We start from the raw sequence: 12,621 nt of genomic DNA on the forward strand, positions 1-12,621 counted from the left end.
CCCGGCCTTGTGCCGGGGTTTTTTATCGCCTGCCTGAATCTGGGGCCGCGTTGCGGCCCTATCGCCACACAAGGCCGCTCCCACAGGTTGCGCGCATGCCTCAGGACTGACGCCGTCCTTGTGGGAGCGGCCTTGCGTCGCGAAAGGGGCGCAGCGCGCCCCCAGGGCTCTACCCCTTCATCCGCGGCATGTCGATGCGATGCTCATGCACTCGCCGATAAAGCGTCGCCCGCGAAATGCCCAATGCCCGCGCCGCATCGGCCGGTTTCCAGCGATGGCGGATCAGCGCGTCCAGCAACAGCTGCCGGGCCGGGCACGACACCCCGCTTTCCGCCGAGCCGACCGCGTCACCGCGCACTTCCTGCGGCAGATCCTGCAGTCGCACCTGCTCGCCCTCGCTCACCGCACAGGCATACCGCAATACCTGCCGTAGCTGGCGCAAATTACCCGGCCAACGATAAACCAGCAGCGCCTGCAGCGCGTCATCCGCCATCACCACCTCCACCCCGCAGGCCGCGGCCTCCTCGGCCAGCAACTGGTGAATCAGGCCCAGTCGGTCATCGCGCTCACGCAAGGGCGGGAGCTCGAAACGGGCATTGGCCAGGCGGAAGTACAAGTCTTCACGAAATCGCCCGTCCGCCACCATCGCCGCCAGATCGCGATGGGTCGCACAGATCACCTGAATATCCACCCGCTCCCGCCGCGCCGCGCCCAGCGGCGCCACCTCACCCTCCGCCAGCACCCGCAACAGGCGGGTCTGCAGGTTCAGCGGCATGTCACCGATTTCGTCGAGGAACAACGTGCCGCCATCGGCCTGCTGCAACAGCCCTTGCATGCCTTTGCTGGAGGCCCCGGTGAAGGCCCCGGCCACATAGCCGAACAGCTCGCTCTCGATCAGGCTTTCCGGAATGGCCGCGCAGTTCAGGGTAACGAACGGGCCATCACAGCGCTGGCTTTGCTGGTGCAGCTGGCGGGCGAATACCTCCTTGCCGGACCCGGTCTCACCCAGCACCAGCACCGCCAGGTTGCAGTCCTTGACCCGGGTGGCCAACCGCAGGTGCTGCTCGATACGGGTGTCCTGGGCCTGACGCACAGGCAGCGTACGCTGGCGTTGCTGCGGTGCGCTGACCCGGCCATACCAACCGCCCAGGCCAGGCAGGCGCTGGGCGGACGACGCGCTCACCCGGCGTAGCTGGTCGATGTCGAACAGTTCGCCAATGTGCTCGGGCAAACGCCCCAGACGCTCTACCAGCCGCTCCCGCGCCAGGCTGTTGATCGCTTGCAGGCGGCCATCGGCATCCCAGGCCAGTAGGTAATCAGGCTGACTTTCCACGTAGCCGGGCGTGCCGTGGGCGCGCATCACCCAATGGCCTTGGGCACTGTGCATGAAGAAGGCGTTTTCGATTTCGCGGGCGGTCTGCTCGACCAACTGGCGGATCAGGTGCTGGCTGCGGCGGTCGTCCGGTGACTGCAAGGCCGAGACATCCACCACCCCAAGCAACTCGCCCTGCGGGTCGAACACCGGCGCCGCCGTGCAGGTCAGGCCGATGAAGGCAGCGCGGAAGTGGTCGCGCTTGTGCACCGTGACCGGCGCCTTGCTGGTCAGCACCGCTGCCACGCCGCAGGTGCCCTCCTCGCCCTCCGACCAGCAGGTGCCGAGGTACAGCCCGGCCTTGCGACAATCGTTGCGGATGGCCGACTCGACCCGGTAATCGATGGTGCGCCCCTGGGCATCGGTCAGCAGCACGCAGTAGTCAGCGCCGCGCACACGTTCGTGCAGGCGTGCCACGGCATCGCTGGCAATGCGAAGGAACAATTCAGCGCGTTCGCGGCATTCGTTGAGCAGGCTTTGGGACAGGATGCGCGGCCCCTGCTGGGAGCCAGGATCGAGGCGGTACAGCTCCATGGAACGGCGCCATGAATCGAGGATCAGCGGCGGCACCGGCGCCTGTGGCAGGCGGTCGGCATTTTTCAGCACCCTGCTGACGCAGTCGACATGGGCTCGGGAGTTCGCGGCAAGCATTCGGGCCCTCCGGTTCTCGTTGCTGTTTTTGTCGTTGTGCGGCCATTAAGCGCTTCCCGGCATGCCCCGACAAGCACTGTGTGATTACCGGCCGGCTTGAGACGCTGCGTCTCAGCGTCTCGCCAACCCAGGCCCCGCGCTGGCACCCGGCGTCTCGCCAGCAGCGCAATGAGCACCTGCCTGAGCGCAGCAAAACTGCTCTGGCGCGGCCCTTTCAGCTGCGCCACGAAAAGCTGGCACCGCGCTTGCTCCTGCCCTTGCAAACAAAAATACGAGGTGCGCCATGCCGCTACCCGCCCCGACCGTCGGGATCATTGCCAACCCCGCCTCCGGCCGCGACCTGCGCCGTCTGACAGCCAGCGCCGGGCTGTATTCAAGCACCGACAAGGCCTCGGCGATCCAGCGCCTGCTGGCTGCCTTCGGCGCCACCGGCATCGGCCAGGTGCTGCTGCCCAGCGACATGACCGGCATCGCCGCCGCCGTGCTCAAAGCCAGCCAGGGCCCAGGCGCCCGTGACCAGCACTGGCCGGCCATCGAAATACTCGACCTGCCGCTGACCCAGACCGTAGCCGACACCCGCCTGGCCACCCGACGCATGGTCGAACGCGGCGTGGCGCTGATCGCCGTGCTCGGCGGCGATGGCACCCACAAGGCGGTCGCCGCCGAAGCGGGTGACGTACCGCTGCTCACCCTGTCCACTGGCACCAACAATGCCTTCCCCGAACTGCGCGAGGCCACCAGCGCGGGCCTGGCCGGTGGCCTGCTCGCCAGCGGCCAGGTACCGGCCAGCCTCGGCTTGCGTCGCAACAAGCGCCTGCTGGTGAAAGTGCCGGAGCAACAGCTGGCCGAATGGGCCCTGGTGGAAGTGGCAGTATCACCGCAGCGCTTCATCGGCGCCCGCGCGCTCAGCCGCAGTGAAGACCTTGCTGAAGTATTCGCCTGTTTTGCCGAGCCCCATGCCATTGGCCTGTCAGCCCTCTGCGGCCTGTGGTGCCCGGTATCACGCCAGGACCCGCACGGCGCCTGGATACGCCTGAACCCTGGTGCCGAGCAGGCACTGCTCGCACCGCTGGCCCCCGGCCTTCTACAAGCCTGCGGCGTGACCGCCAGCGGCAGGCTGACACCCGGCGTTGCCCATCGCCTGAGCCTTTCCAGCGGCACCCTGGCCCTGGACGGCGAGCGCGAAATCGAATTTGCCGATCACGACACCCCCACCATCACGCTCGACCCTCAAGGCCCGCTCAGCGTGGACGTCGAGGCTGTACTGGCACACGCCGCCCGTCATCACCTGCTGGCAGTACCCCGCGGCCACCGGCTGCACCCTGCAAACCCGTGTTGAGACAACCCTGGAGAACAACAAGATGTCCAATCAGCTCAGTACTGAACAATTGCTGCATGCCTATGAAGTAATGCGCACCATCCGCGCCTTCGAAGAACGCCTGCATGTGGAGTTCGCCACCGGTGAAATCCCCGGTTTCGTCCACCTGTATGCCGGCGAAGAAGCCTCGGCCGCCGGGGTCATGGCCCACCTGCGCGACAGCGACTGCATCGCCTCGACCCACCGCGGCCATGGCCACTGCATCGCCAAGGGTGTGGACGTGTACGGCATGATGGCCGAGATCTACGGCAAGAAGACCGGCGTGTGCGGTGGCAAGGGCGGCTCGATGCACATTGCCGACCTGGAAAAAGGCATGCTCGGCGCCAACGGCATTGTCGGGGCCGGCGCACCGCTGGTGGCCGGAGCAGCGCTGGCGGCCAAGCTCAAGGGCCGTGACGATGTGTCGGTAGCCTTCTTCGGCGATGGCGCCTCCAACGAAGGCGCGGTGTTCGAGGCCATGAACATGGCGTCGATCATGAACCTGCCGTGTATTTTCGTCGCCGAGAACAACGGCTACGCCGAGGCCACCGCCTCGAACTGGTCGGTGGCCTGCGACCACATTGCCGACCGCGCAGCCGGCTTCGGCATGCCTGGGGTGACCATCGATGGCTTCGACTTCTTTGCCGTGTACGAGGCAGCTGGCGCGGCCATCGAGCGTGCCCGCTCGGGGCAAGGGCCGTCGCTGGTCGAGGTCAAGCTCAGCCGCTACTACGGCCACTTCGAAGGCGATGCGCAAACCTACCGCGCCCCCGATGAGGTGAAGAACCTGCGCGAGTCGCGCGACTGCCTGATGCAGTTCCGCAACAAGACCACCCGTGCCGGCCTGCTCACGGCCGAGCAACTGGACGCCATCGACGCCCGCGTCGAGGACCTGATCGAAGACGCCGTGCGCCGCGCCAAGTCCGATCCCAAGCCACAGCCCGCCGACCTGCTCACCGACGTTTACGTCGCCTACCCCTGAGCCGCGGATTACAAGAACAACAGGAGAACCACCATGGCAAGAAAGATCAGCTACCAGCAGGCCATCAACGAAGCCCTGGCCCAGGAAATGCGCCGCGACGACAGTGTGTTCATCATTGGCGAAGACGTTGCCGGCGGAGCCGGTGCCCCTGGCGAGGATGACGCCTGGGGTGGCGTGCTGGGCGTGACCAAAGGCCTGTATCACCAATTCCCAGGCCGCGTGCTCGACGCGCCGCTGTCGGAAATCGGCTACGTCGGCGCGGCCGTCGGTGCGGCCACACAGGGCCTGCGCCCGGTGTGCGAACTGATGTTCGTCGACTTCGCCGGCTGCTGCCTGGACCAGATCCTCAACCAGGCCGCCAAGTTTCGCTACATGTTCGGCGGCAAGGCAGTGACCCCGCTGGTGATGCGCACCATGTATGGCGCCGGCCTGCGCGCGGCGGCCCAGCATTCGCAAATGCTCACCTCGCTGTGGACGCATATCCCCGGGCTGAAGGTGGTCTGCCCGTCCTCGCCGTACGATGCCAAGGGCTTGCTGATTCAGGCGATCCGCGACAACGACCCGGTGATCTTCTGCGAGCACAAACTGCTGTACAGCATGCAGGGCGAAGTGCCGGAAGAGGTGTACACCGTACCGTTCGGCGAAGCGAACTTCCTGCGCGATGGCGACGACGTGACCCTGGTCACCTACGGGCGCATGGTGCACGTGGCGCTGGAGGCCGCCAACAACCTGGCCCGGCAGGGCATCGACTGTGAAGTGCTGGACCTGCGCACCACCAGCCCGCTGGACGAAGACAGCATCCTGGAAAGCGTGGAAAAGACCGGCCGCCTGGTGGTGATCGACGAAGCCAACCCTCGCTGTTCCATGGCCACCGACATCAGCGCACTGGTGGCGCAAAAGGCCTTCGGCGCGCTGAAAGGCCCGATCGAAATGGTCACCGCGCCGCACACCCCGGTGCCGTTCTCCGACGCCCTGGAAGACCTCTACATCCCAGACGCGGCGAAGGTCGAGGCCGCAGTGCGCAAGGTGATCGAAGCCGCAAGGAGTGCCGCATGAGCCAGATCCATACCCTGACCATGCCCAAGTGGGGCCTGTCGATGACCGAGGGCCGGGTGGACACCTGGCTCAAGCAGGAAGGTGACGAAATCAGCAAGGGCGACGAAGTGCTGGACGTCGAGACCGACAAGATCAGCAGCAGCGTCGAAGCGCCGTTCAGCGGCGTGCTGCGCCGCCAGGTGGCCAAGCCGGATGAAACCCTGCCCGTCGGCGCACTGCTGGCGGTGGTGGTCGAAGGCGAAGCAGAAGAGGCCGAGATCGATGCCGTGGTACAGCGCTTCCAGGCCGAGTTCGTCGCCGAAGGCGGCGCCGACCAGAGCCAGGGGCCGGCCCCTCAGAAGGCGGAAGTCGGCGGGCGCCTGCTGCGCTGGTTCGAGCTGGGTGAAGGCGGCACACCGCTGATGCTGGTGCACGGGTTTGGCGGTGACCTCAACAACTGGCTGTTCAACCACCCGGCACTGGCTGCCGAGCGGCGGGTCATCGCCCTCGACCTGCCGGGCCACGGCGAGTCGGCCAAGGCCCTGCAGCGGGGCGACCTGGATGAGTTGAGCGAAACCGTGCTCGCCCTGCTCGACCACCTGGACATCGCCAAGGCCCACCTGGCCGGCCATTCCATGGGCGGTGCCGTAAGCCTCAACGTGGCGCGCCTGGCCCCGCAGCGGGTGGCCAGCCTGAGCCTGGTGGCCAGCGCCGGTCTGGGCGAAGCGATCAACGGGCAGTACTTGCAAGGTTTCGTCACCGCGGCCAACCGCAATGCACTCAAACCGCAGATGGTGCAATTGTTTGCCGACCCGGCGCTGGTCACCCGGCAAATGCTGGAGGACATGCTCAAGTTCAAGCGCCTGGAAGGTGTGGACCAGGCCCTGCAGCAGCTGGCAGGGGCGCTCGCCGACGGCGACCGGCAGCGCCACGACTTGCGCGGGGTCCTTGGCAATCACCCGGCACTGGTGGTGTGGGGTGGCAAGGATGCGATCATCCCGGCCAGCCACGCCGAGGGCCTGGAAGCCGAAGTACAGGTGCTGCCAGAGGCCGGCCACATGGTGCAGATGGAGGCGGCCGAACAGGTCAACCAGCAACTGCTCGCATTCCTGCGCAAGCACTAAGCCCTTTTCGTGAGCCTGGAGAACAACAATGAATGACCTGAGCCACACCCACATGCGCGCGGCCGTCTGGCATGGCCGCAACGATATTCGTGTCGAACAGGTACCTTTGCCGGCCGACCCTGCGCCGGGCTGGGTGCAGATCAAGGTGGACTGGTGCGGCATCTGCGGCTCCGACCTGCACGAATATGTTGCCGGCCCGGTGTTCATCCCGGTAGAGGCCCCGCACCCGCTGACCGGCATTCAGGGCCAGTGCATCCTCGGCCACGAATTCTGCGGCCACATCGCCAAGCTTGGCGAAGGCGTGGAAGGCTATGCCGTAGGCGACCCGGTGGCGGCAGACGCGTGCCAGCATTGTGGTACCTGCTATTACTGCACCCATGGCCTGTACAACATCTGCGAACGCCTGGCGTTCACCGGCCTGATGAACAACGGTGCCTTCGCCGAGCTGGTCAACGTGCCCGCCAAACTGCTCTACCGGCTGCCGCAGGGCTTCCCTGCCGAAGCCGGGGCACTGATCGAACCGCTGGCGGTGGGTATGCACGCGGTGAAAAAGGCCGGCAGCCTGCTTGGGCAAACCGTTGTAGTGGTGGGTGCCGGCACCATCGGCCTTTGCACTATCATGTGTGCCAAAGCCGCGGGCGCAGCGCAGGTTATCGCCCTGGAAATGTCCTCAGCACGCAAAGCCAAGGCCAAAGAGGTTGGCGCCAACGTGGTGCTGGACCCCAGCCAGTGCGATGCCCTGGCGGAAATCCGCGCACTGACTGCAGGGCTGGGCGCCGATGTGAGTTTTGAGTGCATCGGCAACAAACATACGGCCAAGCTGGCCATCGACACCATCCGCAAAGCAGGCAAGTGCGTGCTGGTGGGTATTTTCGAAGAGCCCAGCGAGTTCAACTTCTTCGAGCTGGTGTCCACCGAGAAACAGGTGCTGGGGGCGTTGGCGTACAACGGCGAGTTTGCTGACGTGATTGCCTTCATTGCTGATGGTCGGCTGGATATTCGCCCGCTGGTAACCGGCCGGATCGGATTGGAGCAGATTGTCGAGCTGGGCTTCGAGGAACTGGTGAACAACAAAGAGGAGAACGTGAAGATCATCGTTTCACCTGGTGTGCGCTGATTGCACCTTGAAGGTAACGTGGCACCTGTGGGAGCGGGCGGGCCCGCGAAGAAGCAACACGGTCGAGGGCACCGGCTTCGCCGGTGTTCGCGGCTGAAGCCGCTCCTACAGGGCACGCGCAAGGTTCCAAGGCTGTGCGCCGACACAGGGGCTCGCTGTCTCAGGATCCCATTCTGCGTCATACTCGGCAGACCTATTACCCGGTCCTCGCCATGCGTCCACTGCTCCCCATTACCTTGGTCCTGCTGCTCGCCGCCTGTGGCGATGGCGAATCGCTGCTACCGCCAGACGCGCGCCTGCCTGACGGTGGCCGTTACCGGGGGCAGGTGGTCGATGGCCTGCTGCAGGGTGAGGGCCGGATCGACTACCCCAACGGCAGCTGGTACGCCGGCAGCTTCAAGGACGGCCAGTGGCATGGCCAAGGCGAATGGCATGGCCAGAACGGCGAGGTCTACCGCGGCCAGTTCGCCGAGGGGCTGTTTCAGGGCCTGGGCGACCTGACCACCCCGGGCAGCCACTACAGCGGCACCTTCCGCCACGGGCGACGCGACGGCGAAGGCACCCTCAAGCAAGCCGACCAGACCTACCGTGGCCAGTTCAAGGACGACCTGTACGAAGGCGCAGGCCAACTGGAGCTGGCCGACGGCAGTCGCTACCAAGGCCTGTTCGCCAAGGGCAAGCCCAACGGTGCCGGGGTGCGCAGCGACGCCAGCGGCAACCAGTTCAGCGGCCACTTCGTCAACGGCCAGCTACAAGGCGCCGGCACCTACGACAGCGTTGATGGCGAGCAGTACATCGGCGAGTTCAAGGACAACCGCCTGGAGGGCCGTGGCCGCTACGAAAACGCCGATGGCGATGTGTGGATCGGTGAATTCAAGGATGGCTCGCTGATCGGCGAAGGTGAACTGCTGGGCAGCGATGGTAGCCATTACAAAGGTGACTTCGTCGACTGGCGCTTTTCAGGCGAGGGTAGCCTGCAACTGGCCGACGGCAGCAAGTACATCGGCGGTTTCTTCAACGATGCCTACCACGGCCGTGGGCGGTTGATTCTGCCAAGCGGCAAGGTAGAAAGCGGCGTGTGGGCCAACGGCGTGCGCGTGCGCGACCACAACGGCAAGCTGCTGCCCGACCCGCTGGACCTGGCCCTGCTCAACCAGGGCCGGCTGCTGGACGAGGCACTGACCCGGGTGCCGCGCTCGGTGCCAGCGATCCAGCTGTACAGCCTGGTGGTCGCTGGCGATGGCCAGCAGAGCGTGTTCCTGCGTGAAGCCGACTACGTCAGCAACATGCTGAAAGTGCGCTTCGGCGCCCGCGGCCAGGTGACCCTGATCAACCACCGTGACCACATGGCTACCCGCCCCATGGCCACCCGCGAGAACCTTACCCGCGCCGCCCAGACCCTGGCCGAGCGCAGCGGCCCTGAAGACCTGGTGTTCATCTATCTGACCAGCCACGGCAGCCAGGACCACCAACTGGTGCTCGACCAGCCGCGCCTGCAACTGGCCGACCTGTCCGCCGATGAACTGGCCACCGCACTGGCGCCGCTGAAGAACCGCGACAAAGTCATTGTCATCTCCGCCTGCTATTCAGGGGGCTATATCGCCCCGCTCAAGGATGACCGTACGCTGATCATGACAGCCGCGCGGGCCGACCGGGTGTCCTTCGGGTGTTCGGAAGAAGCCGATTTCACCTACTTTGGCGATGCCTTGTTTGCCGAAGCCCTTAACCAGACCGACGACCTGAAACAGGCGTTTGAACTGGCGCGTTCCAGCGTTGCCGAAAGAGAACAAAGGGAAGGCTTCGAGGCCTCGGAGCCGCAGCTGTGGGCGCCGCCAGCCGTGCTTGAGCACTGGCAACACCTGCGCCGGCAACAGGCCGAAGAAGCATTGCGTAACGCCTCACAGGCCACTGTGGGAGGTCAGGCAAAAACGCCGACCAGCCACTAGACTTGTGTGTAACAAGGGAGAGACATCATGTATTTGACGCCTCAGCATGTCCTGCTTGCCGGTGCCACCGGCCTCACCGGTGAACACCTGCTCGACCGCCTGCTCAACGAGCCCACCATCAGCCGTGTGCTGGCCCCCACCCGCCGGCCACTGGCCGAACACCCGCACCTGGAAAACCCGGTAGGCGACCCGGCGGTGTTCTTGCCACAGTTGGCCGGCCGGGTCGACATTGCCTACTGCTGCCTGGGCACCACGCTGAAACAGGCCGGTTCCGAATCAGCTTTCCGCGCCGTGGATCTGGACATGGTGGTCGCCTTCAGCAAGCGTGCCCGGGAAATGGGCGCACGGCATCTGCTGGTGGTCAGTGCCGTGGGCGCCGACCCCAAGTCGTCAATTTTCTATAACCGGGTCAAGGGCGAGATGGAAGAAGCGCTCAAGGCTCAGGATTGGCCACAGTTGACCATCGTGCGGCCGTCGTTCCTGCTGGGCGAGCGGATTGAACCGCGGCTCAGTGAACAGCTGGTTTCGCCGTTTTCCAGGTTGATACCCGGGAAATACCGGGGAATCGAGGCTTGTACCTTGGCCCGTGCCCTGTGGCGGCTGGCGCTGGAGGAAGAAGACGGGGTGCGGATTGTAGAGTCGGATGAGTTGCGCAGGCTGGGCAAGATTTAGGCTTCGCTGGTGATGGCCTTTCGGGGGCACGACCGCGAAAGGCCATCACAGGCCGCCGCTAGCCTGGAACCCTATGCCGGCCGCTGTCAGCAAAGACAACGGCAGCAGCAGGGTATCAAGCAACATGCTCCCCGGCAGATCGAGGCGCGGATATGCCGGAGCGTCAGCCCCGTAATGATCCCGCGGGCAACACCCGCCATTGATCACGTACAAATCCAGCCGGGTACCGGCATACACCACCGGTGCGCCAGGCTTGTTGGCATCCAGCGTGCGCACCGTGGCGCAGCCCCCCAGCATCACCAGCGCCAGCAATCCCGCCAGTGCTCGCCTCAATCATCCACCCCGAAGTGATGTTCGCCCCAACGGGGCAACATGTCTTGGGGAATGTTCAGCAGGTTGAGAATGCGCGCCACGACAAAGTCGACCAGGTCGTCGATGGTTTGTGGCTGGTGATAGAAGCCCGGTGCTGCCGGCAGGATCACCGCGCCCATCTGCGAAAGCTTGAGCATGTTCTCGAGATGAATAGTGGAGAACGGCGCTTCGCGCGGTACCAGGATCAGCTGGCGACGTTCCTTGAGCGTAACGTCCGCCGCACGCTCGATCAGGTTGTTGCAGGCACCCGTGGCAATGGCCGACAGGCTACCGGTGGAACAGGGCACCACCACCATCGCTGCCGGGGCGCCCGAGCCTGAGGCTACCGGCGACATCCAGTCTTCCTTGCCATATACACGGATCTGCCCGTCGGCGGCGCCGGTGTATTCGGTAAGAAAGGCCTGCATCGCCTGGGGCTTGGCCGGCAGCACCACGTCGGTCTCGGTGGCCATCACCAGTTGCGCGGCCTTGGAGATCAGAAAGTGCACCTCACGGTCCTCGCGCACCAGGCAATCGAGCAGGCGCAGGCCATACTGGGCGCCCGAGGCGCCCGTCATGGCCAGGGTGATGCGTTCCGGCCCGCTCACTTCAGCGCCTCGGCCAGCTTGCCATGCAGGCCGCCGAAGCCGCCATTGCTCATGATCACCACATGCGTCCCTGGCCGGGCCTGGCCCTTGATCCGCTCGATGATCGCCTCGAGGCTGTCGGCCACGACGCTCGGCACCTTGCATTGCGCGGCGGTGGCGGCGAGGTCCCAGCCCAGGTTGGCCGGTGCGTACCAGATCACCTGGTCAGCGTCGTTGACGCTTTCCGGCAAGCCGTCTCGGTGAGCGCCGAGCTTCATCGAATTGGAGCGTGGTTCGATCACTGCAATCACCGGCGCCTCGCCAACGCGCTTGCGCAGGCCGTCGAGGGTGGTGGCGATGGCAGTCGGGTGGTGGGCAAAGTCATCGTAAATGGTCACCCCTTGCACTTCGGCGACCTTCTCCATGCGCCGCTTGACGCTCTTGAAGGCGCTGAGGCCAGCAATGCCCATGGCCGGCACCACGCCCACATGGCGCGCTGCTGCCAGGGTTGCCAAGGCGTTGGCGACGTTGTGCTGGCCAGTCAGGGCCCAGTCCACCACGCCTTGCACTTCGCCATCGAACAGCACTTCGAAACGTGAGCCATCGGCACTGAGCAGGCGGGCTTGCCACTGGCCGCCCTCACCGGTGGTCTGCACCGGGGTCCAGCAGCCCATGCCGATCACCCGCTCGAGCGCCTGCTCGGTGGTTGGATGGATGACCAGGCCCTCGCTGGGGATAGTCCGCACCAAGTGGTGGAACTGCCGCTCGATCGATGCCAGATCTGGGAAGATGTCTGCGTGATCGAATTCAAGGTTATTGAGAATCGCAGTGCGCGGGTGGTAGTGCACGAACTTCGAGCGCTTGTCGAAGAAGGCACTGTCGTACTCGTCGGCCTCGACCACGAAGAACGGCGTATCACCCAGGCGGGCCGACACCGAGAAGTTCTGCGGTACGCCGCCAATCAAGAAACCCGGGCTCATGCCGGCGTGCTCCAGCACCCAGGCCAGCATGCTGCTGGTGGTGGTCTTGCCGTGGGTACCGGCAACGGCAAGCACCCAGCGACCTTGCAGCACGTGGTCGGCCAGCCACTGCGGGCCGGAAACATAAGGCAGGCCTTTGTTCAGCACGTATTCAACCGCAGGGTTGCCGCGTGACATGGCGTTACCGATCACCACCAGGTCGGGTGCCGGCTCCAACTGGGCCGGGTCGTAGCCTTGGGTCAGCTCGATGCCCTGGGCTTCGAGCTGGGTGCTCATCGGTGGATAGACGTTGGCATCGGAGCCGGTGACGCGGTGGCCAAGTTCCTTGGCCAGCACCGCCAGCGACCCCATGAAAGTGCCGCAAATACCGAGAATGTGAATATGCATGGTCAACCTCGCAAAACATCGAGGCAGGGTAGCCCAGGGCGCGACAAATCGCACCCGCTG

The 12,621-nt window shown here is 65.1% G+C and carries 11 protein-coding genes; 7 read left to right on the forward strand and 4 right to left on the reverse strand.

Going from position 1 to position 12,621, the window contains the following annotated elements:
* Positions 1 to 169: 169 nt before the first annotated feature.
* A complete protein-coding gene (locus OO258_RS18645) occupies positions 170 to 2,023 on the reverse strand; it encodes a sigma-54-dependent Fis family transcriptional regulator (RefSeq protein WP_266032014.1) in 1,854 nt (617 codons plus the stop codon).
* Positions 2,024 to 2,306: 283 nt separating this feature from the next.
* Between OO258_RS18645 and OO258_RS18650 the strand changes: the two genes are divergently transcribed.
* The 7 genes from OO258_RS18650 to OO258_RS18680 all read left to right on the forward strand — a co-directional run bounded on the left by OO258_RS18650 (position 2,307) and on the right by OO258_RS18680 (position 10,256).
* Positions 2,307 to 3,362 carry an ATP-NAD kinase family protein gene (locus OO258_RS18650; protein ID WP_266032015.1) on the forward strand — a complete coding sequence of 352 codons (1,056 nt, stop codon included), beginning with the start codon at positions 2,307 to 2,309 and terminating at the stop codon, positions 3,360 to 3,362.
* 22 nt (positions 3,363 to 3,384) lie between these two features.
* Positions 3,385 to 4,362: a thiamine pyrophosphate-dependent dehydrogenase E1 component subunit alpha gene (locus tag OO258_RS18655; protein WP_266032016.1), complete on the forward strand. Its 978-nt coding sequence runs from the start codon at positions 3,385 to 3,387 to the stop codon at positions 4,360 to 4,362.
* A gap of 33 nt (positions 4,363 to 4,395) precedes the next feature.
* Positions 4,396 to 5,418, forward strand: a complete 1,023-nt coding sequence (locus OO258_RS18660) for an alpha-ketoacid dehydrogenase subunit beta (RefSeq protein WP_266032017.1) — start codon at positions 4,396 to 4,398, stop codon at positions 5,416 to 5,418.
* A complete protein-coding gene (locus OO258_RS18665; RefSeq protein WP_266032018.1) occupies positions 5,415 to 6,521 on the forward strand; it encodes an acetoin dehydrogenase dihydrolipoyllysine-residue acetyltransferase subunit in 1,107 nt (368 codons plus the stop codon). The genes OO258_RS18660 and OO258_RS18665 overlap by 4 nt, the downstream gene beginning before the upstream one ends.
* Before the next feature lie 52 nt (positions 6,522 to 6,573).
* Positions 6,574 to 7,638 (forward strand): 2,3-butanediol dehydrogenase, encoded by a 1,065-nt coding sequence (locus OO258_RS18670; RefSeq protein ID WP_266032064.1) that lies wholly within the window; start codon positions 6,574 to 6,576, stop codon positions 7,636 to 7,638.
* A 212-nt stretch (positions 7,639 to 7,850) separates the two neighbouring features.
* Positions 7,851 to 9,584 carry a C13 family peptidase gene (locus tag OO258_RS18675; protein WP_110745264.1) on the forward strand — a complete coding sequence of 578 codons (1,734 nt, stop codon included), beginning with the start codon at positions 7,851 to 7,853 and terminating at the stop codon, positions 9,582 to 9,584.
* Positions 9,585 to 9,611: 27 nt separating this feature from the next.
* Positions 9,612 to 10,256: an oxidoreductase gene (locus OO258_RS18680; RefSeq protein ID WP_110745204.1), complete on the forward strand. Its 645-nt coding sequence runs from the start codon at positions 9,612 to 9,614 to the stop codon at positions 10,254 to 10,256.
* Positions 10,257 to 10,301: 45 nt separating this feature from the next.
* On the opposite strand, the gene OO258_RS18685 is transcribed toward OO258_RS18680, so the two are convergent.
* Genes OO258_RS18685 through mpl form a run of 3 tightly spaced genes read right to left on the reverse strand, consistent with a single transcriptional unit; the run spans position 10,302 to position 12,561 of the window.
* Positions 10,302 to 10,589, reverse strand: a complete 288-nt coding sequence (locus OO258_RS18685; protein WP_266032019.1) for a YceK/YidQ family lipoprotein — start codon at positions 10,587 to 10,589, stop codon at positions 10,302 to 10,304.
* On the reverse strand, positions 10,586 to 11,215 hold the full coding sequence (gene ubiX / locus OO258_RS18690) for a flavin prenyltransferase UbiX (protein WP_110745206.1): 630 nt from the start codon (positions 11,213 to 11,215) through the stop codon (positions 10,586 to 10,588). The genes OO258_RS18685 and ubiX overlap by 4 nt, the downstream gene beginning before the upstream one ends.
* Complete coding sequence (gene mpl / locus OO258_RS18695) at positions 11,212 to 12,561, reverse strand: UDP-N-acetylmuramate:L-alanyl-gamma-D-glutamyl-meso-diaminopimelate ligase (RefSeq protein WP_266032020.1); 1,350 nt, start codon at positions 12,559 to 12,561, stop codon at positions 11,212 to 11,214. Before mpl ends, ubiX begins: the two co-directional genes overlap by 4 nt.
* Positions 12,562 to 12,621 lie beyond the last annotated feature (60 nt).

This window comes from Pseudomonas sp. DCB_BI (genome assembly GCF_026240995.1).
Classification (GTDB): domain Bacteria; phylum Pseudomonadota; class Gammaproteobacteria; order Pseudomonadales; family Pseudomonadaceae; genus Aquipseudomonas.

Excerpts from the sequence above, each read along its gene's own strand:
- OO258_RS18645 (WP_266032014.1), bottom strand. The coding sequence starts at position 2,023 with ATGCTTGCCGCGAACTCCCGAGCCCATGTCGACTGCGTCAGCAGGGTG.
- OO258_RS18650 (WP_266032015.1), top strand. The coding sequence starts at position 2,307 with ATGCCGCTACCCGCCCCGACCGTCGGGATCATTGCCAACCCCGCCTCC.
- OO258_RS18655 (WP_266032016.1), top strand. The coding sequence starts at position 3,385 with ATGTCCAATCAGCTCAGTACTGAACAATTGCTGCATGCCTATGAAGTA.
- OO258_RS18660 (WP_266032017.1), top strand. The coding sequence starts at position 4,396 with ATGGCAAGAAAGATCAGCTACCAGCAGGCCATCAACGAAGCCCTGGCC.
- OO258_RS18665 (WP_266032018.1), top strand. The coding sequence starts at position 5,415 with ATGAGCCAGATCCATACCCTGACCATGCCCAAGTGGGGCCTGTCGATG.
- OO258_RS18670 (WP_266032064.1), top strand. The coding sequence starts at position 6,574 with ATGCGCGCGGCCGTCTGGCATGGCCGCAACGATATTCGTGTCGAACAG.
- OO258_RS18675 (WP_110745264.1), top strand. The coding sequence starts at position 7,851 with ATGCGTCCACTGCTCCCCATTACCTTGGTCCTGCTGCTCGCCGCCTGT.
- OO258_RS18680 (WP_110745204.1), top strand. The coding sequence starts at position 9,612 with ATGTATTTGACGCCTCAGCATGTCCTGCTTGCCGGTGCCACCGGCCTC.
- mpl (WP_266032020.1), bottom strand. The coding sequence starts at position 12,561 with ATGCATATTCACATTCTCGGTATTTGCGGCACTTTCATGGGGTCGCTG.